At 60.5% G+C, this 22,664-nt stretch carries 21 protein-coding genes and 1 pseudogene; 13 read left to right on the top strand and 9 right to left on the bottom strand.

Going from position 1 to position 22,664, the window contains the following annotated elements:
* Nucleotides 1-120 precede the first annotated feature (120 nt).
* The 3 genes from GOB85_RS15180 to GOB85_RS15170 form a co-directional block, all read right to left on the bottom strand.
* Entirely contained in the window at nt 121-477 is a 357-nt protein-coding gene (locus GOB85_RS15180) for a hypothetical protein (protein ID WP_173578334.1), read from the bottom strand.
* Between the two features lie 165 nt (nt 478-642).
* On the bottom strand, nt 643-1,158 hold the full coding sequence (gene secB, locus GOB85_RS15175; protein ID WP_173578323.1) for a protein-export chaperone SecB: 516 nt from the start codon (nt 1,156-1,158) through the stop codon (nt 643-645).
* 178 nt (nt 1,159-1,336) lie between these two features.
* On the bottom strand, nt 1,337-1,876 hold the full coding sequence (locus GOB85_RS15170) for a histidine phosphatase family protein (RefSeq protein WP_173578322.1): 540 nt from the start codon (nt 1,874-1,876) through the stop codon (nt 1,337-1,339).
* A gap of 256 nt (nt 1,877-2,132) precedes the next feature.
* Between GOB85_RS15170 and GOB85_RS15165 the strand changes: the two genes are divergently transcribed.
* The 4 genes from GOB85_RS15165 to GOB85_RS15150 all read left to right on the top strand — a co-directional run bounded on the left by GOB85_RS15165 (nt 2,133) and on the right by GOB85_RS15150 (nt 8,338).
* Nucleotides 2,133-2,810, top strand: coding sequence for a Tim44/TimA family putative adaptor protein (locus GOB85_RS15165; RefSeq protein ID WP_173578321.1), 678 nt, complete (start codon nt 2,133-2,135; stop codon nt 2,808-2,810).
* Nucleotides 2,807-3,688 carry a DNA-methyltransferase gene (locus tag GOB85_RS15160; RefSeq protein WP_173578320.1) on the top strand — a complete coding sequence of 294 codons (882 nt, stop codon included), beginning with the start codon at nt 2,807-2,809 and terminating at the stop codon, nt 3,686-3,688. The genes GOB85_RS15165 and GOB85_RS15160 overlap by 4 nt, the downstream gene beginning before the upstream one ends.
* Nucleotides 3,689-3,808: 120 nt before the next feature.
* Nucleotides 3,809-5,230, top strand: a complete 1,422-nt coding sequence (locus GOB85_RS15155; RefSeq protein WP_173578319.1) for a cytochrome-c peroxidase — start codon at nt 3,809-3,811, stop codon at nt 5,228-5,230.
* A gap of 810 nt (nt 5,231-6,040) precedes the next feature.
* Complete coding sequence (locus GOB85_RS15150; RefSeq protein WP_242011549.1) at nt 6,041-8,338, top strand: TonB-dependent receptor; 2,298 nt, start codon at nt 6,041-6,043, stop codon at nt 8,336-8,338.
* 316 nt (nt 8,339-8,654) lie between these two features.
* On the opposite strand, the gene GOB85_RS15145 is transcribed toward GOB85_RS15150, so the two are convergent.
* From GOB85_RS15145 to GOB85_RS19810, 3 genes are all read right to left on the bottom strand, one after another.
* Nucleotides 8,655-9,572, bottom strand: coding sequence for a mitochondrial fission ELM1 family protein (locus GOB85_RS15145; RefSeq protein WP_173578332.1), 918 nt, complete (start codon nt 9,570-9,572; stop codon nt 8,655-8,657).
* Nucleotides 9,573-9,722: 150 nt separating this feature from the next.
* Complete coding sequence (locus GOB85_RS15140) at nt 9,723-10,736, bottom strand: alpha/beta fold hydrolase (RefSeq protein ID WP_242011548.1); 1,014 nt, start codon at nt 10,734-10,736, stop codon at nt 9,723-9,725.
* Nucleotides 10,737-10,912: 176 nt separating this feature from the next.
* Nucleotides 10,913-11,122, bottom strand: a complete 210-nt coding sequence (locus GOB85_RS19810; protein ID WP_198912223.1) for a flavin reductase — start codon at nt 11,120-11,122, stop codon at nt 10,913-10,915.
* 337 nt (nt 11,123-11,459) lie between these two features.
* Here GOB85_RS19810 and eno point away from each other — a divergent pair, with 337 nt between their 5' ends.
* Together eno and GOB85_RS15125 are read left to right on the top strand one after the other, a co-directional pair.
* Nucleotides 11,460-12,746: a phosphopyruvate hydratase gene (gene eno / locus GOB85_RS15130; RefSeq protein ID WP_173578318.1), complete on the top strand. Its 1,287-nt coding sequence runs from the start codon at nt 11,460-11,462 to the stop codon at nt 12,744-12,746.
* Nucleotides 12,747-12,962: 216 nt separating this feature from the next.
* Nucleotides 12,963-13,292 carry an FtsB family cell division protein gene (locus GOB85_RS15125; protein WP_173578317.1) on the top strand — a complete coding sequence of 110 codons (330 nt, stop codon included), beginning with the start codon at nt 12,963-12,965 and terminating at the stop codon, nt 13,290-13,292.
* 334 nt (nt 13,293-13,626) lie between these two features.
* Here GOB85_RS15125 and rpmG read toward each other — a convergent pair whose 3' ends face one another.
* On the bottom strand, nt 13,627-13,794 hold the full coding sequence (gene rpmG, locus GOB85_RS15120) for a 50S ribosomal protein L33 (RefSeq protein WP_146887705.1): 168 nt from the start codon (nt 13,792-13,794) through the stop codon (nt 13,627-13,629).
* A gap of 155 nt (nt 13,795-13,949) precedes the next feature.
* Between rpmG and GOB85_RS15115 the strand changes: the two genes are divergently transcribed.
* Complete coding sequence (locus GOB85_RS15115) at nt 13,950-15,155, top strand: molybdopterin molybdotransferase MoeA (protein ID WP_173578330.1); 1,206 nt, start codon at nt 13,950-13,952, stop codon at nt 15,153-15,155.
* 358 nt (nt 15,156-15,513) lie between these two features.
* A complete protein-coding gene (gene lexA, locus GOB85_RS15110) occupies nt 15,514-16,221 on the top strand; it encodes a transcriptional repressor LexA (protein WP_173578316.1) in 708 nt (235 codons plus the stop codon).
* A gap of 150 nt (nt 16,222-16,371) precedes the next feature.
* On the opposite strand, the gene GOB85_RS15105 is transcribed toward lexA, so the two are convergent.
* Nucleotides 16,372-16,782: a hypothetical protein gene (locus tag GOB85_RS15105; RefSeq protein ID WP_173578315.1), complete on the bottom strand. Its 411-nt coding sequence runs from the start codon at nt 16,780-16,782 to the stop codon at nt 16,372-16,374.
* On the opposite strand from GOB85_RS15105, the gene GOB85_RS15100 reads away from it, so the two are divergent.
* Both GOB85_RS15100 and GOB85_RS15095 read left to right on the top strand, forming a co-directional pair.
* Nucleotides 16,772-16,933: a hypothetical protein gene (locus GOB85_RS15100; RefSeq protein ID WP_173578314.1), complete on the top strand. Its 162-nt coding sequence runs from the start codon at nt 16,772-16,774 to the stop codon at nt 16,931-16,933. The two genes, GOB85_RS15105 and GOB85_RS15100, sit on opposite strands and share 11 nt — an antisense overlap.
* Before the next feature lie 142 nt (nt 16,934-17,075).
* Nucleotides 17,076-17,891 carry an MBL fold metallo-hydrolase gene (locus tag GOB85_RS15095; protein ID WP_173578313.1) on the top strand — a complete coding sequence of 272 codons (816 nt, stop codon included), beginning with the start codon at nt 17,076-17,078 and terminating at the stop codon, nt 17,889-17,891.
* Between the two features lie 155 nt (nt 17,892-18,046).
* On the opposite strand, the gene GOB85_RS15090 is transcribed toward GOB85_RS15095, so the two are convergent.
* Entirely contained in the window at nt 18,047-19,300 is a 1,254-nt protein-coding gene (locus GOB85_RS15090) for a class I SAM-dependent methyltransferase (RefSeq protein WP_173578312.1), read from the bottom strand.
* A gap of 297 nt (nt 19,301-19,597) precedes the next feature.
* Here GOB85_RS15090 and GOB85_RS15085 point away from each other — a divergent pair, with 297 nt between their 5' ends.
* The 3 genes and pseudogenes from GOB85_RS15085 to GOB85_RS15075 form a co-directional block, all read left to right on the top strand.
* Nucleotides 19,598-20,527: a nucleoside hydrolase gene (locus tag GOB85_RS15085; protein ID WP_173578311.1), complete on the top strand. Its 930-nt coding sequence runs from the start codon at nt 19,598-19,600 to the stop codon at nt 20,525-20,527.
* Between the two features lie 269 nt (nt 20,528-20,796).
* A complete protein-coding gene (locus GOB85_RS15080; RefSeq protein WP_173578310.1) occupies nt 20,797-21,579 on the top strand; it encodes an AraC family transcriptional regulator in 783 nt (260 codons plus the stop codon).
* A 594-nt stretch (nt 21,580-22,173) separates the two neighbouring features.
* Nucleotides 22,174-22,557: pseudogene (locus GOB85_RS15075) on the top strand (TonB-dependent receptor plug domain-containing protein); the annotation flags it as partial.
* Nucleotides 22,558-22,664: the final 107 nt, after the last annotated feature.

Here is a 22,664-nt window from a genome sequence, read left to right as displayed (position 1 = left end):
AACACCGCGCACGACCACGCGGCGCATCGTTTCTGTCGAACACATCATACCAGCCAGCACTGAGGCTGACACACGGAAAGAGAGTCCCGGGGCTGCGCCCCGATCCCTGACGCCCGGCCTTTAGCGGCAGACGCGCCGGGTGTTGTCCGATGCGATATAGGTCTGGGTGGCGGGATCAAAGCATGCATTCTGCGTGCAGGCATTTCCGCTCGACAGCGGCTGGGGATACATCGCAGCAGCCATGGCATTGGCTTCCCGCGCGGCGGTCCCGCAAAGAGGCGTACTGGCCGGAGCGGACGGATCGTTGACCAGCGTAACATTTTCCGGCGGCGCGGTCTCGGTGACGGTGCCCGGCGCAAACTGCTGCGGCGGAATGCGCGCCGGCGGAACAGAGGCCGTGGCCGCCGTGTTCTGATCAGCGCATCCGCTCAGACCGGCAGCGCCGGAAAGGGCGGCAAGCGTGAACGCGACCGGCACAAGACGACTGAAAAAACGACGCTGAACAGGCGGTGCGTCCGTCACATGGACATCCGATGCCGGATCACGATTCAAAACACGAGTCATGGGCGCAGTTCCGTTCAGAGCATATCACAGAAGCACAGCCGGGGCCGCGTCAGACGACGCAGCCCCGGCCGTTTTCGATCAGGCGTGACCGACGGCTTCCGTCTGGGCGAACTCAGCGCGACGCGCCTGCCAGAGAGCCACGAAATCGATCGGCTGCAACACGACAGGCGGGAAACCGCCATCGCGGGTGACATCGCCGAGGATGTTCCGGGCATAAGGGAAAATCAGACGCGGCACTTCAACAAGCAGCAGCGGCTCGACCAGTTCCGGCGGCGGATTGTTCAGGGAAACAACTGCGGCATAGGTCAGTTCAGCGATGAACACCTTACGCCCGGCCGGTCCGCCTTCAGTCGTCGGCGCCTCGCTGGCTTCCGTCTTGATCGTCAGAGCAACTTCATACACGGACTGATCATTCTGAAGGCGGTTCGCCTGCACATCGATGTTCACCGAAATCTGCGGCGCAGCCTGCAAAGCCGTGAAAATTTCCGGGCCAGCCGGCACTTCGAAGGACAGATCCTTCGTGTACTGCAGATTGATGGCAAGCGGCAGGGCAGGAGGGACGCCCTGAGCACCCATCTGGTTGGTATCGGACATGTCGGTTTGGTTCCCTGGTGTTTATTGCGGGGTGAATCCGGCTACCGCGCGGTAGCATGATAGCAGGCCTTCGCCAACAGCGTACCCCTGCGCGTCTGCCACATGGAGCGCCCGCGCCTGAGAACAGCGAACGCTTCATAACAGACGGCTCACGCAACCGCAGCGGCTGACCGTCGCGTTAAATCGCAGGCAATGGTTTCGTCGGATCAATGCGTCGCCAGCTGCCATTTTCCATGCTCGCAGCCGTGAAAGCGATCAGAAACCCCCAGTGGCTGACAACGAGCGTGTTCTGCCACACCGGGCTCGCGCACATCTCCGCCCGGAAAATCGCGGCCCGCTCCTCAACCTCCTCCGGCGGCTCAATGCCTGCAGTCCACCAGGTCTCGTCCAGCCCCGAGAAATCAAGCTCCGGCCAGGCCAGCGCAAGACGCGCCGGCGGTGAGCCGACGTCACAGGAAAATGCCGCCCGTTCGCGGATCAGCGGATGAATGGTCGGCCGGATGCCCAGCGCCCGCGCAAGCGGCGCCGCCGTCTGCAACGTCCGGGTGAACGGGGAGACAATAATCCGTTCAATGTTCTGGCCGCCCAGGGCCGGCGCGAGAGCCCTGGCCTGAGCCTGACCATGGTCCGATAAAGGGGGATCAGGGATGCCGGGATCGCGGCGCGTCGCGGTGAAAAGGCGATTAAATTCGCTTTCGCAGTGTCTGAGAACGATCATGATATGTCGCATATGGGAATTGAGGGATGATGCGCAATCGGCAAAACAGACCTCCATGGTTTCGTCGGACCGGTCACATCAATATGAGCGTAATCCGGTGAACAGACGGCAAATATGAAGGATTTGCCATCTTAATCAGATATCGGGTCATTGCGCCGGTCATCCACGCCGCCTATTCTCTGTGTCAGGTGTAAGAATTTTACGAACGGGCCGGACCCTCCGGCGCCGCGTATGATAAATCCGGGTGGCATCACAGATGGACGGTTCCCTCGGCCGGTTTCCGGTCGACATTATTATCTTCGCTCTGATCGCCGCGTTTCTGGCGCTGCGGTTGCGCAGCGTGCTTGGAAAAAAAGTCGGTTTCCAGCCGATGAGTTCGCCCGCGCCCGCACCACGGAGCGCTGAAGGGCCGGTCATCGAAGGACGTGCGGAACCGTCAGCCGCGCCGAAGATGGATATCCCGGCACCCGGCACCCGGGTCGGCCAGCAACTGGCCCTGCTCGCGACGAAAGAGCGCGGCTTCACGCCGCAACAGTTCCTCACGGGTGTCGACGGTGCCTTCCGCCAGGTCGTGACCGCCTATGCATCAGGGGACCGCACCGTTCTGCGTGAACGCCTGACACCGGCAGCCTTCACTGCGTTCGATGCTGCAATCACTGAGCGCGAGACCACAGGCGAGACGCAGAAAAGCGAAATCCGCGCCGTGAACAGCATCGCCATCGAAGATGTCCGCCTTGAAGATGTCGCCGCCGGCTCCGCAGCGGCCATCGATGCCCGGATCGTGTCGGATCAGATCAGCATGACCCTCAATGCTGAAGGAAAACCCGTCGCCGGCCTGGACGCCGTGACAGAATTTTCCGATCTGTGGACGTTTGAACGACTTCTCGGCGTATCCGGCTCGTCGTGGCGCCTTGCTGCGGCGCGGAGTGCGTGAAGCAGACAGACCGCGTCGCAGGCGCCGGAAAGACTGACAGAACGGACCAGGTAGCCGCTCCCGCCCGTCCCCGTTCGCCGCGAGTCAGGCGTTATCATGTCGGACAACAGGAAATCATCCAGGGCGACTGTCTCCGGATCCTGCGCCGCATGAAGCCGGAAAGCGTGGATGTGATCGTCACCTCCCCGCCCTATAATATCGGCCTCGGCTACCGCTCCTATCAGGACCGGCGCACCGAGAATGACTATCTCGACTGGATGGTGGAAATCGCCACCGCCGTAAGGCGCGTCATGCGCCCCGACGCATCGTTCTTCCTCAATATCGCCGGAACCTCCACCGAACCCTGGCTGCCCTTCGAACTGGTCGTGCGCCTGCGCGACCTCTTCTCATTGCAGAATCACATCTCCTGGGTGAAATCGATCGCCGTGCCCGGAGACTCGTTCGGTCACTTCAAGCCGGTCAACAGCGGCCGCTACCTCAATCGCAACCACGAACACCTGTTCCACCTCACCCTGAACGGCGATGTCCGTCTGGACCGCCTCGGTGCCGGCGTCCCCTTCAAGGATAAAAGCAACATCGCCCGGCGCGGCCACGCGCAGGACCAGCGCTGCAGGGGCGACACCTGGTTCGTGCCCTATGAAACCGTCCGGGACCGTGAGCAGAAATTCAATCACCCCGGAACATTTCCGGTCCGGCTGCCGGAACTCTGCATCCGGCTTCACGGCCGGCCCGCCCCCGTGGTCCTCGACCCGTTCATGGGCACCGGCACGACATTGCTGGCTGCGCAACGAACCGGATCACATGGAATCGGAATCGAAATTGATCCGGATTATGTGGCAATCGCCCGTCAGCGATTAAAAGAAGCGGGCGAATCCTGACCCCGTGCCGCCAGACAATCGAGTGAAACGATAATTTTTATGAAAATAATCGTTTTGACAGATTGACCGGACCAGCCCAGGAACAGGTTACGAATTGGACATCTGTTACCGGAGGTTGTGTTGAAGGGACTTATTCTGGGGATCGTGGGCGCGGGCCTGGTCGCCTATGGCGGCACGGTAGCGTATCTGACGCATTTCGATCATGCTGGCGGCCCGAAGCTCGCTGCAGACTCTCCGACACAGCAAAATGCCGTCGCCAAAGCCGCGTTTGAGGTGATCCACGAAGCCCGCTGTGACTACTGTCACACAAAAGGCACCGACCTCCCGTTCTATTTCCACCTCCCGCTCGCCTCGCAGCTCATGCGACACGATCTCGATGAGGGATTGCGGCACTTCCGCCTGGAGCCCGTGATCGCAGCCTTCCAGAAGGGCGAAGCGCCAGACCAGGAAGAACTGTCACGCATCGAAGAAGTCATCCGCCAGAACCGGATGCCGCCATCGATGTATCTGCTGATGCACTGGCACGCCCATCTCTCCGAAACACAGCGCCAGACCGTACTGACCTGGGTCGATGACGAGCGCCGCAGGCACTACGCGGCAAAAGATGTCGCGCCGCAGTTCGCCGCCGAACCCGTGCAGCCCATCCCGGAAAGCTGGCCCGTCAACGCCGATAAGGTCGCCCTGGGCCAGAAACTGTTCTTCGACAAAAAGCTGTCAGGCGACAACACCCTGAACTGCGCCAGCTGCCACGGTCTCGATAAGGGTGGTGTGGACAACCTGACCACGGCAACGGGTATTCATGGACAAAAGGGACCAATCAACGTCCCCACGGTCTATAATTCCGTCTACAACATCGTGCAGTTCTGGAACGGACGCGCAAAAACACTCGCCGATCAGGCCGCTGGTCCGGTCATGAACCCGGTCGAAATGGGCTCCCATGACTGGCCCGGAGTCGCCGCCAAACTGGCCGCCGATCCGGATTATGCCCCTGCATTCGAACGGATTTATCCCGGACAGCCCGTAGGGCAGGGGACGATCACCGACGCGATCGCGGAATACGAAAAAACCCTGATCACACCGGACAGCCGCTTCGATCTCTGGCTCAAGGGCGATAACACAGCCCTGAATGATCAGGAAAAACGTGGCTATGACCGGTTCAAATCCATCGGCTGTTCCGGCTGCCACAATGGCCCGGACATGGGCGGCGGGGCCATGGAAGTTATGGGCCTTGAAGGGAACTACTTCGCGGCCCGCGGCGGTAAATTCACCGATGCCGACAGCGGCCGCGAAGCAGTCACACACGATCCGCTGGACCGTTCCCGCTTCCTGATCCCGACATTGCGTAACGTCGCTCTTACAGGCCCCTGGTTTCACGACGGCAGCGTAAAAACCCTGGAGCAGGCCGTGCGCGAGATGGCAAAATACCAGACACCGGATCAGAATATTTCCGATCAGGACGTGAACGACATCACCGCTTTCCTGAAAACCCTGACTGGAAAATATGACGGGAAACCACTCGATCATATGGATGCCGCGCGGTAGGAATATCTGAATCTATCCGGGATATTCCGGGACTACGCTGTGTTATGCAGGGGCCTGAGGTCCTTGCCGGCTCAGCGCAGAGTCCGGGTATGTCAGTCCGCCTTTCTTCATCCCTGGACTGACCGCAAACACAGATCGAAAGATTATTGTAAACGCGGCCTTTTACCACCCGGCAGAATCAATCGCTGCAATCGCTGTCTGCACGGTTCCCGGCCTCCCGGCTGACTCAGATGCATATAAGCCCGGGCAGTATAATGCTGCGCGTCTGGCAGCAATGTTGCCGCCAGACCGCCGCGTCGCTTCATCCGATCGCCCCGGCAGCACATCCGGCTGTGAAAGATTTCGGACCGGCCCCGATCACGGCACGAAAAGTCGCACGTAAGGCCGTGATCCCCACAGTAAAAATCTGAGCCCTCGTCAGCTGCACCCATCATGTTCCGCATCCGCCGGTGTCACCAGGTGGAACCCGATAAAAACAGGAACACCGATCTGGTGACAGCAGACCCGGCGCTCCTCGATCAGGCGCTGCTGATCCCTTCTGAATAACGCCGCAGAAGCCACTCACAATGCCCGCGACACACGCGTTCCCGGTGTCAGTCCGGAGCGCTGCCGACAGAGACCATGGCAACAGTCATCGTCCGCGATACTGGCATTGACCCGGACTATACCGAACGTATTTTCCAGCCACCCAAAAGGGAGACACCCCGTCATCCCGCATGATCGTTTCGCACCACGTGCACAAACCTCTTGATATGTTATAACATATCATTATAGAACGCACGCACACCCGCAACGACCGGAACCGCCTTCATGATATCGCCCACCTCGCTGCGGCTCCTGACTCTGTTTCTCGCAAGCACAGCCTTCATGGCTCCCGATCTGGCCCTCGCCGGGACGGATGATACAGACAGCACCGTCAAAAAAGCCGCAGTTACATCGACCAGCACAAAGAAAAAAGCTGAAAAAACAGCGCCATCCCGCACCTCTTTTCAGGCCGGTCAGTCCGGAATCGAAGATTCCCCCGCCAATGAAGAGCATATCATCGTCAATGCACACCTGGATCGTCAGCGCGCCTCCCTGCAGCCTTCAACCGGCGCCACGGTTTACCGGTTCTCCCGCGACGATATCGAGAAAATCCCCGGCGGCGACAATGCGCCTCTTAATGCCGTCCTGCTCCAGGCGCCGGGTGTCGCCCAGGACAGCTACGGCCAGATCCACGTTCGTGGTGATCACAACGAAGTACAGTTCCGGCTCGATGGTGTGATGCTTCCGGAAGGGATGAGCGTCTTCGGTCAGGCTCTGATGACGCGCTTCGCTCATTCCATGTCGATGACGACCGGCGCGCTCCCGAGCGAATACGGATTTCTTCAGGCCGCCGTGATCGATATCACAACAAAAAACGGCAGCGCCGATCCCGGCGGTGAAGTTTCCATGTACGGTGGCGCCCGCGATTACTTCTTCCCGTCCGCGCAATATGGCGGCCATGCCGGAAAATGGGACTATTTCGCCACAGCCGATTTCGTTCATGACCGCGTAGGTATCGAAAACCCGACCCCGAAATTCAACGCCCTGCATGATCTGAGCAATCAGTACCATTTCCTGGGTCATCTGCGTTACACCGCCGATGAAAATACCCGCATCAGCCTGACCGCCGGTGTCTCCAACGCTGAATATCAGCTTCCGAATAATCCCGGTCAGCAAAGACAGTTTGCGAACCCATCCTATCTGGACAGCGCTCTGTCGCAGCAGGTCTACGGCAGCGTCGACAGCAGCAGTCTGAATGAACACCAGAAGCAGATCACGGATTTCGGTATCCTGTCGCTGCAGAAGGAAATGGGAAATGTCAGTCTGCAAAGCTCCGCCGTCGTACGATACAGTTCGCTCGGCTACTCCCCCGATGCACTCGGTGATCTCGTCTATAACGGCATCTCCCAGCGCGCCAACCGGTCGGTCTTCTCCTCAGGCTCACAGAGCGATCTGACCTGGCGCGCCAACCGCTATCACACTGTCCGTTTCGGCTATCAGGCCTACGTGGAGCGGACGACATCAAAATCGGACTCAACCGTCTATCAGCAGACCGGCACCGATGATGATGGCAATGCGGTCTATGACGGGCAGACAACCACCATCCACGACGGCAGCGGTCGCACAGGCTGGGTATATGGCCTCTACGCCCAGGATGAATGGCGTCCGGTCAGAGGTCTGACGATCAACTACGGCCTGCGTTTCGACGGTGTCGATGAATACACCCATTCAAAACAGGTCAGTCCCCGCATCAATCTCGTCTACGAACCCTGGCATGGAGGTGCTTTCCATATTGGTTATTCACGCTATTTTACACCGCCTCCGTTCGAGCTGATCGGCGCGACGCAGCTGAACAAATTCGCAAACACTTCCGGTGCTCCCGGAACACTTCAGAATACGACCGTCAAAGCCGAGCGTGATCACTATTTTGATGCAGGTTTCTCTCAGGAACTCCTCCCGGGCTGGCACGCTTCCGTCGATGGTTACGTCAAACTCGCAAAAAATATGATCGACGAAGGCCAGTTCGGCTCGCCAATCCTCCTTTCCGTGTTCAATTACCGTCGCGGCCAGGTCAATGGCTACGAATTTTCGACCGATTATTCCCGTGGCCCGTTCAGCGTCTATGGCAATTTCTCCTGGTCACGCGCTATCGGCAAGGATATCACAACAGCTCAGTGGAACTTCGATCCGGATGATCTGACCTATATCCGAAACCGCTGGATTCACCTCGATCATGACCAGCGATGGACAGCGTCAGCCGGAGGCAGTTACACAGCTTTTTACAAAACAGGACACCCGCTCCGTCTGTCCGCCACAATGGTCTATGGCAGTGGCCTCAGAAAAGACGGTGCGACCCCAAACGGCGCCTCAGTGCCGCAATACGCGACGTTCAATCTTTCAGTGGTACAGAGCTTCAACGATCTGCTCCACGTTTCCTTTCTCAAACGCACCCAGCTACGTCTCGACGTCACGAACCTCTTCGACAAGCGCTACGAGTTGCGTGACGGCAGCGGTATCGGCGTCGGTGCACCGCAATACGGACTGCGCCGGACGATTCTGACTGGTATTTCGCAGCAGTTTTAAGGAAATATCCTTACAGGAACTAAGTTAAAGCGGGATCTTCCCGTACCCGGAAGGGGTCGCAGGCCCCTTCACTCCCGATGGTAAAAAAATAATAAGGTTTGCAAAGGCTCTGTTATCATTACGTGTTGAAGCCTGAATTTTCAAAGGGCTGGAAGAAACCCGGGCTCTGCCCGAACCCGGCAGGGACCGCAGGCCCCTGCACCCCGATTTATTTATAATAAAATGGTTTCCAAAGGTCTGTGACCTTTGGTGGGTTCCAGGGCAAAGCCCTGTGAAGAAGCCAGCACTGAATGACCACAGCTTCTTTGATAAAACGTCAGACATATCCCCGAAGACAGTCCGGAATCCCTAGCCGCCCGCACATCTCCCGCGCCATAAGCGGCGTGTCATCAAGCGGTGTCACCGGCCAGTCCAAAGCCTTACCCTCAAACCTCCTGATCCGGCCACACGTTTCCAGCGTTTTGAGAAACAGGCCAATCCGTCGCGACTTCCCTGGCAGCCGATACACATAAACCGGTGCCGCCCCGGCAACAGCCTCCGAGACCATCGAAACACTGTCCGCCGTCACCACAAGAAAATCAGAACACGCAATCAGACCAGCATACGGATTATCCGTGCCCCCGGTCCAGATCTGCCCGCCAGCCGTCGCAACAGCCTCCCGCAGAACCGCCGTCGCTTCCTCGCCAGTCCGTCGCGATGTCGTCAGAAACAGAGACGCGTCAATCCGTCGCGCCGCCGCGATCAGATGGCGCGCCAGATCCTGCGCCTCATCACGACCAAAACGAAACCGACCGTTTGCACCCCCGACAAGAGCCGCCAGCAGCGGACGCCCCGGCGTCCTCAGCCGCCCTGCCCATGTGTCACGCGCCGCCCGAAGACGGGCCGCCGTCAGTCCATGCAGAGCCGTTCGGCTCAGCAGCACATTCGGCCCTTCGATCTCATCATGATGATTGGCAATCACAAGATCAAAACGATCACAGGGCACACGCGGATTCTGGATCTGCACAACAGTCCGCCCGCGGCGATGCAACGCCGCTCCCGCCGTTCCGCCCTTTCCGGCAACGGTGAAAAACAGATCAGACACCTCCGATCCGTCCACGTCCGCAACCATCCCCGGAGGATTTCTCCGGAGCCTGGACGGCAGCCATCGCGATAGCCCGGAAGGCCGCTGAACCGCACAGAAGCGACCCGGCAACGACAGATACCCGGCCAGACCGAACGCCTGTGACCGCATCCCCGCCAGATCTTCCGCAATCACGGAAATCCGCTTGTAAGGACCAGTCTGGCCTGCCTCACACGGTCCCGATCCCGCCGAAACACCCTCACTCACGCCAACTCACCCGGCACGTCACAGCATCCCTTCCGCCCTCATCAGCCGGAACTCTTAGCGGAGGCTTCGAAGCAACGCACTATGGAAAGCCGCCGGGTCCTGAATCTGCGGCGCATGACCCAGCGTCGGAAATTCGATCAGTTTCGCCCCCGGTATCGCCGCCACCGCCTCTTTCCCAAGCGCCGGATAATGCCCAAGCCTGGCACGCACCTCCGGCGAAGCCCGGTCCGCTCCGATAGCGGTAATATCCCGGTCGCCGATCATCAGAACCGTCGGCACACGGAGCGCAGGGAATTCGTAAACCACCGGCTGCGTATAAATCATGTCGTAAAGCCGGGCCGAGTTCCACGCCAGCGCCTCAGCCCCGGATCCGCGATACTGACCCGCCAGCATCTGCACCCATGTCTCGTAAGCCGGTTTCCACTCCCCGGCGTAGTAAACTTTCTTCTCATAAGCCCGGATCGCATCCGCCGTCTTATGCCGCTCAGCCACAAACCATTGATCCACACTCTGGTAAGGCGCGCCTTTCGCCCGCCAGTCCTCAAGCCCCAGTGGATCAACCATCACAAGCTGTGTTACCCGATCCGGAAACATCAGCGCATACCGCACCGCCAGCATGCCCCCGGTCGAATGACCGATCATCACGGCCTTCCCGATCCCCAGACTGTCGAGCAGATCGCGCGTATTCAGGGCCAGTTGCTCAAACGAGAACTGATAATTGTCCGGCGTGTCCGACTTGCAAAATCCGATCTGATCCGGCGCAATCACACGATATCCCCGCGCCACCAGAACCCGGATCGTCTCCTCCCAGGTTCCCGCGCAGAAATTCTTCCCATGCAGAAGCACCGCAACCTGCCCGTTTGCCTGCGCCGGCCGGACATCGAGATAGGCCATCCGCAACGTCTGCCGCTGTGACGTGAAGCCAAATTCCCGCACCGGCCAGGGATACGCAAACCCCTCCAGCCGCAGGCCATAAACAGGACCGGAATCCGCCCGCGCCCCGAACGCAAACGCGCCCGCCAGCATCACCGCAGCCCACATCCGTCCGAAATGCCCGCGTTTTCTCATGCCCTGTCCAGCCCTCCCGATGTCACCGGCCTGTCGGAAACTCCCTTCTGCAACAGGAGAAATCCGTCCGCCAGACCGTGAACGCCGCCGCTCATATCCGCGTTCCATGAGGGCGGCGGGTGCATCCACATGGTTCAGAAAGGCTCTGTTAGCATTATGTGCTGATCTGCGATTTTTCAAAGAGCTGGCGGAAGCCCGGGCTCTGCCCGAACCCTCGTCGTGTCTGAAACCCGACACTCAATACTGGCGAGACAGTCCCCGACAAGCGGCGCCCCCACATTGCCTGCCGGCAGCCACGTCAGCCCGAAGCGGGTAAATTTATCGACCCTTTGCCGATATCGACCATCACTTCCGCCAGACTGACGCCGGGAATGGTAACCACACATCCTCGTCTCCCGGCTCCCGGAGTGCCGTAGAGCTGTAATCCCACGGGCCGATAATGCAGCCGGTCAGCGGCGGACCATCATGCTGCAAACCATATGAAACCCCATCGACATGAGGCTGGCGACCCCGGTACGGTTTCACGTCGTGACCATGACCACCGGCCCCGGTTCGGGAAGCCGATACATTTCGATGCAGGAAATGCCTTCATGGCGCACACACCGTCCGACCCCGATTTGTCAGTTGACAACCCGGCCCCGAGGGGCCTTCTGACAAACAGCTCCCTGGCAGCGCGTCAGGGCAGCATGCCGTAATAAGAACGTAATACGCAGAGGCAGAACCATGAGCGCCATCGTCGATATCATCGCACGGGAAATTCTCGACAGCCGGGGAAACCCCACCGTCGAAGTGGACGTCGAACTCGCATCCGGCGCGAAAGGCCACGCCGCAGTTCCCTCCGGCGCATCGACAGGCGCCCATGAAGCCGTCGAACTGCGTGACGGCGATAAAGCCCGCTACGGCGGCAAAGGCGTGCTGAAAGCCTGCGAAAACATCGAAACCGAGATTTTCCCAACCCTGCAAGGTGCGGAATCGCAGGATCAGATCGACATCGACAACGCGATGATCGACCTCGACGGCACCCCCAACAAAAGCCGTATGGGCGCGAACGCAATCCTCGGCGTCTCCCTCGCCATCGCGAAAGCCTCCGCCGCCGAGCTGCAAATCCCGCTCTACCGCTATATAGGCGGCCCGTTCGCGCACGTCCTTCCCGTCCCGATGATGAACATCGTCAACGGCGGCCAGCACGCCGACAACCCGATCGACATCCAGGAGTTCATGATTCAGCCAGTCGGCGCCCCGACCCTCTCGGATGCCGTCCGCTGGGGCTCGGAAATCTTCCAGCAGCTGAAAAAAGCCCTCTCTGCCGCCGGTCTCAGCACCAATGTCGGTGACGAAGGCGGCTTCGCTCCCAATATCGGTTCCGCCGACGAAGCCCTGTCCTACATCACCCGCGCCGTCGAAGCCGCCGGCTACCGCCCCGGCGAAGACGTCACCTTCGCACTCGATTGCGCCGCGACCGAATATTACAAAGACGGCAAATACGTCCTGGCAGGGGAGGGAAAGACCCTCGATTCGGGCGCCATGGTCGCCTACCTGGAAGACCTCACAAAACGTTACCCGATCGCCTCCATCGAAGACGGCATGTCCGAGGATGACTGGGAAGGCTGGGCTCTCCTGACCGCAGCCCTGGGCAAAACCATCCAGCTCGTCGGCGACGACCTGTTCGTCACCAACCCCGCCCGCCTGAGCCGCGGCATCGGGGACGGCATCGCCAACTCCCTGCTGGTCAAAGTGAACCAGATCGGCACCCTCACCGAAACGCTCGCCGCCATGGAAATGGCCCACCGCGCCGGATACACCTGCATCGTCAGCCACCGCTCCGGTGAAACCGAAGATTCAACAATCGCCGACCTCGCCGTCGCCACAAACAGCGGGCAGATCAAGACCGGTTCGCTCTGCCGCTCCGATCGCACGGCGAAATACAACCAGCTCATACGCATCGAGCAGGAACTGGCTACGGCCGGTGCCTATGCTGGCCGAACGATCCTGAAAAAATCAGCCCGTTAACAATAGGTTAAGAATTTCCAGCATCCGGAATGTTGTAAAAAAACCACACAGTCTGAAAAACAGGCCGGGTGGTTTTTTCTGCTCACCTTTGGCGGTCCGCAAGCTTGTGGCCCGTCCTGGGCACGGGCAAGGTCTGGGCTTGCCCGACTCCTGCCAGAATTGGGCTCCATAGTCTCAGCCCTGCCCTGAGGGGCTATTCCGGAGGCGCAGAGTCGCATGCAGTTTGGTCGCCTGTTTCGTCGCACAATGAACGCGGTCCTGCCCCCGGCACTGTTTCTCGCCCTCACCGGTTATTTCGGATGGCAGGCCACCCAGGGCGCCCACGGACTTCACTCCTATCACCAGCAGCTTCAGCTTCTCGATGACGCCCGCGAATCGCAGAAAAACGCCGTCGAGGAACAGACAGCCTGGCGCCGTCGTGTCTCAGGCCTCAGCGAAGGCGCCCTGAACGGCGACATGCTCGACGAACGCGCCCGCGCCATGCTCAACCTGGCCAATCCAAACGATATCGTAGTGCCCTACGACAAACACGATCAGCTTTACTGATCCTGTTTCCCCACGGCTCTGTTGTCATTAAGTGTTGGCCCCTTTCCAGGGCTTTGCCCTGGAACCCACCAAAGGTCACAGACCTTTGGAAACCATTTTATTATGAATCAATCGGGGTGCAGGGGCCTGCGGTCCCTGCCGGGTCCGGGCAGAGCCCGGATTCTGCTAACCCTTTAAAAAATCACAGCTCAACACGTAAAAACAACAGGGCCTTTCCAAAGGTCTGAGACATTTGGGGGGCATCACGGGCAAAGCCCTGACACTCAGGACAAAGAAAAAGCACTGTCCTCAAAAGAGGCAGCGCTTTTCCGCATAAACTTTCCGGCAGGAAAGCTTATTTAATTTTCGCCTCGCGGAAGACGACATGCTTGCGCGCAACCGGATCGTACTTCTTAAGTTCCATCTTGCCGGTCTGGGCGCGGGCGTTCTTCTTCGTGACGTAGAAATATCCGGTGTCTGCCGTCGAGACGAGCCGGATCTGGATGACATTGCTCTTGGCCATAAGATCCTCGGGGTGGTAGCCAGGCCGCCGGTCCGGATATGCAGCCCGATCGCGACCCTGTTCAGGTTTGGCGCAAATTGCGCATCCGGGCCGGTCAGGTCAAGCTTTCATGCGCCCCGGAACTCTCCGGAACACGAAAAAAGTCGAAAGTCGCCATGATCGACCCCTCTCAAGCCCTCACCCGAATCGTCTCCGACCTCCCGCTCATGGGCACAGAGACCGTCTCCCTGACAGAAGCTGCCGGCCGAATCACCGCCGCACCCGTCCTCGCGCGCCTCTCAAACCCGCCCGCCGACGTCTCCGCCATGGACGGTTACGCCGTCCGCGCCGCAGATACCGCCGCCGGGACCAATCTCCTCATCACAGGAGAAGCCCCCGCCGGTCACCCCTCCGACCAGACAGTCACCGCCGGAACCTGCGTGCGCCTCTTCACCGGCAGCGTCATGCCCTCCGGCGCCGATGCCGTCCTTATCCAGGAAAACACCACCCGCAACAGTGACCGCATCACCGTCACCCAGCCCGTCGCCCCCGGCCGCTTCATCCGTCCCCACGGCCAGGATTTCACCAGGGGCCAGCCCGTCATCCCCGCCGGCAAACGCCTCTCCGCCCGCGATATCGGCCTCGCCGCCGCCGCCGGCTGCCCGTGGATCACCGTCCGACGCCGCCCCCGCGTCGCCATCCTCAGCACTGGCGACGAAATCGTCCTGCCCGGTGACACCGTCCCCCCCGGCTCCATCATCGGCTCCGCCGCCTTCATGCTCGCCGCCCTTCTGAAAGACGCCGGCGCCGACCCCGTCATCCTCCCCGTTGCAAAAGATGCCGCCGGCGACATCCGCCAGGCCACGACCGGCCTCGGCACAACCGACATGCTCCTGACCATCGGGGGCGCAAGCGTCGGTGATTACGACCTCGTCAAAGCCGCCCTCGGAGAAGCCGGACTGGTCACCGATTTCTGGAAAATCGCCATGCGCCCCGGCAAACCGCTGATGTTCGGCCACCTCAACGGAACCCCCGTCATCGGCCTGCCCGGCAACCCCGTCGCCGCCTTTGTCTGCGGCATCGTCTTCGTGCTGCCCGCCCTCCGCAAAATGACCGGCGACACCACCTCCGATCACGGGCAGGACATCGCCACCCTCGCCAGCGACCTTCCCGCCAACGACCTTCGTTTCGATCACCTCCGCGCCACCCTGAAGCGCGACGGGCAGGGAACCCTCCTGGCCACCCCGTTCCCGAAACAGGATTCCGGCATGATGAGCCCGCTCGCCACCTGCGACGCCCTCATCCTCCGTCCCGCCCACGCGCCCGCCGCGTCCGCCGGTGAAACGTGCCGGATTATCCGCTTCGGACGACGGGATGACTGACCCGGCAAAGGCTCTGTTGTCGTTGCGTGTTGATCTGTGATTTTTCAAAGGGTCATCAGAAGACCGGGCTCTGCCCGGACCCGGCAGGGACCGTCACGCGAAGGCGTGCTGCGCACGACGGCCCCTGCACCCCGATAAAATGGTTTCCAAAGGTCTGCGACCTTTGGTGGTCATCACGGGCAAAGCCCTGAGAAGGTGTCAGGTCTTAACGCGAACAGAGCCCGCCCAGCCCGTTTTATAAAACAAACCCGGTGCCCGGAGACTCTCCGGATCTCAAATCACATTGACCCGAAATGAGAACCAATGTAGAACAAAATCATCTCAGACACGCTCAGAAATCAGAAAAAAGGCCCGGTGAATGCTCACACGCAAACAACATGAGTTGTTGCTGTTCATCGACTCCCATCTCCGGAAAACCGGCTTCTCCCCCTCATTCGACGAGATGAAGGAAGCCCTCGGCCTGAAGTCGAAATCCGGTATCCACCGCCTCATCTCAGCCCTGGAGGAACGCGGCTTCCTCCAGCGCCGGCATAACCGCGCCAGAGCCCTCGAAATTCTCCGCCTGCCCGACAGCGACGCCCCTCCGGCAGCCGCAGGCGAGCACCTCCCCCGTTCGCTGAACGTCATCAAAGGCGATTTCTCCCAGCGTCTTCCCGGCGTGCGCACAGGCGAGGCCATCAGCTCCGTCAATCTGCCCCTCTACGGCCGTATCGCCGCCGGTCTGCCCATCGAAGCCCTCAGAGACAGCGGCACCCAGGTCGAAGTGCCCGTCGCCATGCTTGGCGCCGGTGAACACTACGCCCTCGAAGTCGCCGGCGATTCCATGATCGAAGCCGGTATCCTTGACGGTGACACCGTCATCATCCTCCGCACCGAAACAGCCGATAACGGCAGGATCGTCGTCGCTCTCCTCGATGATAACGAGGTCACCCTCAAGCGCCTCCGCAAACGCGGAAACACCATCGCCCTCGAAGCCGCCAACCCCGCCTATGAAACCCGCATCGTCCCCGCCGAACGCCTCAGAATTCAGGGTCAGCTCGTCGGCCTCCTCCGCCGCTACCACTGAAGTCCGCCCCCCTCGCGACGGGATCGACACAGCAACGAAAAAGACAGATTGTACTCCTGTCTGCCGACGACATGACGGGAACCTGACAGCGTGAGAAGAAGAAGCGACGCCCCCGGCCCTCCCTTGCGGTTCGGCCTCGCGGTGTTCCTGTCAGTCCTGCCGGCGCACCCCTTCAACTTCTTTTTCCACGAATACGCGCATTCTTTCACAGCATGGATACTGCGGTGGAAAGCCAGTCCGTTTGCCCTCGACTACGGAACCGCCAGAATCGACAATATCCTGCTCCAGCAGCAGATCAGTGAAAATGTCGATTACACCCCGATCTTCGCCGGCGGACATGGCTGGCAGGCCGCGCTGATCGCCGCGTCCGGACCCTTGTTCGCCAATGGCGGCACCGCCATCGCCTGCCACAGCCTGATCGCCCGAACCGTCCGTAACCCGTCCGCCCGCCCCGCGCTCCTGTGGTGGCTCGTTTACCGGTTCGCCTGCCACGCCCCTGCCCGCCGCACAGGACCAGCTCTTCCCCGAAGACCCGCAACGAACCCTCAGCATGGCCGTCATCGCCATCAGCCTGGGATTTTTCTCCATCGCCGGCCTCGCATCCGAATACGGACTGGTCTCCGCCCTCCTGAGCGTGGCAAGCCTCCTCCTGCTGATGCCAGTGCTGATCGCGGCACAAAGCAACACGTCCCGCAGAGCACTTTCACAGTGATGGTCAGCCACTCACCTGGATGTCATTTTCGGCTCACCTCCGCGCCTGCAAAAGATAAAACCACCGAAAATGAACCAGATCTTCCGCAACCTGCTGACAGAGTAAAACTGCCGCACACCTCAGTCACGACCATAAAGACCACATGAGCACCCCGTCCATGCCGCCCTCCCGCTACCTCGAAGCCACGCCCGAATACGGCCAGCCCCTCACCGAAGCCCCCGGTCTCGTCCGCGTCGTCGCCCGAAATCCAGGCCCGATGACCTATCACGGCACCAACACCTGGCTCATCGAGGCTGAACACGGCTGGATCGTCGTCGATCCCGGTCCGGAAGACCCGCACCACCAGCAGGCCGTGCTCGATGCCTGCGCCGGAAAAATCCACACCATCCTCGTCACCCACAGCCACCACGATCACGAAGCCGGCGCTCAGTCCCTGGCCCGCCTCGCCGAAGCCCCCCTCTACGGTGGCAGCCACGGCCAGAACCCCGACACCCTGATCCTCCCCGGTATCAGTCTCGTCAGAACCCCCGGCCACACCATGGACCATGTCTGTGTCGATGCCGGCGATGGTCGCCTGCTCTCAGGCGATCACATCATGGGATGGTCCACTTCCGTCATCCTCCGCGCCCCGCACGGCAGCATGAGCGCCTACCTCGCCAGCCTGAAAGAGACACGGGCCCGTAACGACCGTACCCTCTTCAGCGCCCACGGCCCGCCCATCACCGAGCCCGAATCCTTCATCAGCGGCCTCCTGAAGTCGCGCCTCAACAAAATTGCGCAAACGCTCAGCGCCCTGACACCAGCTCCGCAACCGGAAAACCAGCTTCTCGCAACGCTTTACAGAAACCTCCCGCAGAACCTGTCCCGTGCCGCCGCCGAAATGCTGGGCTCCATGCTCGAAGAACTGGAAGCGCGAGGCGAGGCTATCCACGAAGGGGCGGGATGGCGCCGAAAGTGACAGTGCCAGTCCAGGACCTTGTTGCTGACACTTTCTCAGGGCTTTGCCCTGGAACCCACCAAAGGTCACAGACCTTTGGAAACCATTTTATTATTAATCAATCGGGGTGCAGGGGCCTGCGGTCCCTGCCGGGTTTCAGGGTGGCGCCGTGAGGCTCACTCCGGCGCCCTCAGCAACACCCGGTTCACCCGCTCCAGCGTCGTAAACACCTCCCGCCAAAGCCCCGCAAACCGCTTCGCCGACACCCCCCGGCTCTCCATCGCCTCACCCAGCTCCCGCACCGTCCGCACCCCGTCAATCAGCGGCAGCAGCCCGCGCGCCTGCCCCGGCAACGGCAGCAGAACCTCCAGCGTCCCGAACGCAAACCGCAGCCGGTTGTCCGGCGTCATCTGCTTCACCAGCTCCGAACCCGGAATCTCCCGCATCACCGGCACAGCATCCGGCGCAAAAGGATCAGCCCGTCCAGCCTCCTCCCCGCGCCGCACAACATAAACAACATGCGTCGCCATGTTCCCGGCCAGCTCCTCCGCCAGCGCCGCCCGCGACCGCAAATCCAGCCCCTCGACCCGCGCCCGCAACCGGGGATCAGGCAACAGCAGCGCCGGGTCATACCGCGCCGGTTCCATCAGACACGTCGCCTCAAGCCCCGCCCGGTCCAGCAGCCCGAACAGCGCCGGAACGTCATAAGCCCGGTCTCGCGGGTTCAGCAGCAGATCATAAAGCCCCGCATCCCCTCCGCTCAGATGATCGCCAAAATTCCCGTTCGCCCGCAGCCACGCCGTAGCCGGCAGATGACGCATCACCCGTCGTGCCACATCCAGCCGCTCTCCCGGTGCCTCAGACGCCGGAGCCAGCCGCGCCAGCGCATCCTGAAGCATGTAAACCCCGGTCCGCCCATACGGCGCATAAACCATCAGCCCCATGCCGCCCCCCGGCGCCAGAACCCGCACCAGCCCCGCCAGCGCAGCATCCGGGTCCGGCAGATGATGCAGAACTCCACAGCAATCAATGTAATCGAACGCCCCGAGCCCGAGCTGATCCGGATCCGATAAAGACCCCTGCATAAACCGGATATTCTCCAGCCCCCGCACCTCCGCCCGAGCCCGCGCAATGGACAGCGCCTTCTCCGACCGGTCCAGCGCCACAATCTCGCCCGCTCGCCCCGCCCGCGCCAGATGCGTGCCGAGCATGATCGCCGCATCCCCGGTCCCGCAGCCCGCAATCAGCACCCGTAATGGCAGACTCCGCGATCGCGTCGCCCCGAACACCCAGTAATCAATCTCCCGCAGATGACTCGGACTCCCGATCAGCAGCCGCTTCGCCTCATCCCGCGGATCACGCTCCGGGTAAGGATAAGCCTCATACTGAGACGCCAGCGCCTCATCCCGCGCATCCTGTCCCCCGGTCATCGCAGTTCCTTTCCATCAGTCAGGTCCTGAAATAAGCGAGCCGGACGGGGGAGGGAAGGGAGACCCGGCCTCTGCCCGAACCCTGCAGAGCCGCACGCCCCTTCACCCCGATTGATTCATAATAAAATGGTTTCCAAAGGTCTGTGACCTTTGGTGGGTTCCAGGGCAAAGCCCTGGGAAGGGGCCAGCACTTAATGACAACAGAGCCTTTCCGGAGGCCGCCCTGACCAGCCCCCGCCGGGATGACATCCACCCCCACCCGTTCTAATCAAAACCCAAAGAGCAGGAGCCCCGAACATGAAAATCATCATCGACACCGATCCCGGCCAGGACGACGCCCTGACCATCCTCCTCGCCCTCATCAGCCCCGAAATCGACCTCCTCGGTGTCACAACCGTCGCCGGAAACGTCAACGTCCACCAGGCCACCATCAACGCCCTGAAAACCATGGACCTCGCCGGCGTCACAACCGTCCCCGTCCACACCGGCGCCGACCGTCCCCTCCTCCGCGCACCCATCGACGCCACCCACGTCCACGGACGCACCGGTTTCGAAGGAGCCGACCTGCCAGACCCCACGCAGAAAGCCGCTCCCGGACACGCCGTCGATTTCATCATCCGAACCGTGATGGAAAACCCGCCCGGCAGCATCACACTCTGCGCCATCGGCCCGATGACCAACCTCGCCCTCGCCATCTCCCGCGAACCCGAACTCCGCACCCGCCTCGGTCAGATCGTGACCATGTCAGGCGCTTTCTCGGAAGTCGGCAACATCACGCCCACCGCAGAATTCAACATCTATGCCGACCCTCACGCCGCCGCGATCGTCCTTGAGTCCGGCATCAGAATCACGATGCTCCCCCTCGACGTCACCCACACCCTCCACACCAGCGCCGCACGCCTCGCCCGCTTCGAAGCCATCGGAAACCGCGTCGGAAAAGTCGTCGCCGACTGGCTCCGTTTCGAGAAAACCTTTGAAGCTAACAAATACGGTACAGATGGCGGCCCGCTGCATGACCCCAACACCGTCCTCTGGCTCCTCCGCCCCGAACTCTACAAAGGCCGCCAGGTCAACGTCCGCATCGAAACCGCCAGCGAACTCACCATGGGCATGACCGTCATCGACTGGTGGGGGATCACAAACCTTCCCAAAAACACTCTCTTCCTCAGAGAATGTAACGTCGAAGCCGCCTACGACCTCATCACCGAAGTCCTGTCCCGGTTCTGAATCACAAACCGGCTGCACACTCCGGGCTCAGCCCGGCCACCGTCGTTCCCGATGATTCAGATCCCAACCACACAGTGAAATCAGTCAGTTTTCCGAAATAAGTACAGTTGCTGACTGCCAACATTCTGGAATGACCGCGATGATCGGACGCGTATCTGATGAAAGGATATTGCGGGCATTCCTGACTGTTGATGGCAGGCATTGTACTGGCAGAACAGCAACGATGCATGATAACCTGTCCAGGAAAATCCGGATGAAATCATGGTGTCATGAAACGTACTGCCGACCTTCCGCGTAACCCGCCCCCTGTCGTGGGATTCGCTGATTGCTACGTCGGTGGCCTTGTTGATCGGTTTCACACGCATGACCGGGCACAACTGTCGGTATTTTTGTCAGGAAGTGTCACGATCAACACGCAGGATGAGAGTTTCGTGCTTCGTCCCGGCCAGGGCCTGTGGCTTCCTGCCAACACGCTTCATGAGGCGACCTGCCGCACTGACCTGATGTTTCAGGTCATCTATGTCGATTCCTGCCTGACCAGCGCCGACAATCTTTCCTGTAAGATGTTCGATGCGTCCTTCCTTATACGAGGTCTTGTGGACGAGATCATCGCCATGAGGTTCAGTTTCGTCATGGATGACCGCATGTCGGTTATCGCCCGACTTCTGGTTGATGAAATCGGGCGCGCGCCCCGGATCGCGGATCGCCTGCTCTTCCCGTCAGACCACCGGCTGCGCCGCGTGTGTGAAGCAATTATCGCCCGGCCAGGAAATCGCCACGATATCGATTACTGGGCGACGCAGGCCGGTATGGCACGACGTACCTTTACCCGTCTTTTTCAGGTGGAGATGGGAATGGGGTTTGCAGCGTGGCGGCGCAGGGTGCGGGTTGTGGAGGGAGCCGCCCGGATCGCGGCGGGCCAGTCGATCGCCGAGGTCGCGTTCGATCTTGGCTACGACAATGCAGCAAGCTTCAGCACGATGTTTCATCGAACTTTCGGCGTCGCCCCGCGGACACTGCGATCCGGGTCGTCGTCGACGTCACGCCCGTAAAAGAGCAGGCGTCCCGTCGTAAAGTGTTTAATGCCGTTATCGGTCAGAACGGTATGGACCCTGTAAAGAACGGCTGCGATCAGGTCTCCCGGTCTTGCCGACAAGCTCCACAAAGGCGAACCTCGACCTCCGGCCAGTGGCGACATAACGGCAGACCCTGCCATCACCCGTCCGAAGTTCGGCACTGTCGATGTGGAACTATCCGTGCGGATAGCTTCTGAACGGCTTCTTCCGTGGCCTGTTCCCCCTGATATCGGGTAAACCGGAAATGCCGTGCTGCTAAAGGAAACGATGCGGAGACGGTCGCGTCAGGCGCGGGATCGTGGCCCGCGCAGAACCTGGCCCGGTTGCTGTTTCTCCGTGCCACCTCATGAAAAATCGACTTTGCCGGGCGCAGCCTGATCCGCCGCCCCCCGCAGCGGCAATCGGAGTTTTGCCGATCAGGCAGAATTTGATCGCGTTTGGGCCAACAGCATGCCGACCGCTTGATACCATCTCCGAATATGGCTACGAGCGCAATTAATTATCATTCTTAATACCAAGGCCGATTCCTGCCTCGCAGCCAGTGCGATCCGGTCACGAAATGAGTTGGGTATGCAGCGCAGCAGGATTATCTACACGGTTCTTTTCTCGCTCGTTCTGAGCGACGCAGCCCTGGCAGCAACCAGCCAGGAGAAAAAAAACGACAGGCTCCGGCAATCCGGAACAGTCACGCCAGGTCAGACCGCCACCGGAAAGCCCGGAACACCCGCCACGCAGGTCGAGCAGATCGAAGTGCGTGGCCGTAAAGCCTCGACCATTGCGTCTTCCGCCACAAAGACAAATACGCCTCTGGTCGAGACAGCGCAGTCAGTCACGGTCATTACCCGCGACGAGATGGATACGCGCGGTGTGCTGAACCTCAATCAGGCCGTGCGCTACGCCGCGGGCATCACCGCCGATACGCGTGGCGGAGAAGGCACGCGCTATGACCTCTTTGAGGTGGTCCCGTCCGTTCGGACAGTTTTGCGGGCTTGATAAGCTATACCCGGTTGTTGTTATGCCGCCCTTCTGACGGCGTTGCTGTTGGCCATCTGGTCCGGGGT

It is taken from the genome of Acetobacter fallax (assembly GCF_011516735.1).
Lineage (GTDB): Bacteria > Pseudomonadota > Alphaproteobacteria > Acetobacterales > Acetobacteraceae > Acetobacter > Acetobacter fallax.
The sequence above is the reverse complement of the archived record's forward strand: the minus strand, read 5'-3'. Positions and strand labels throughout refer to the sequence as shown.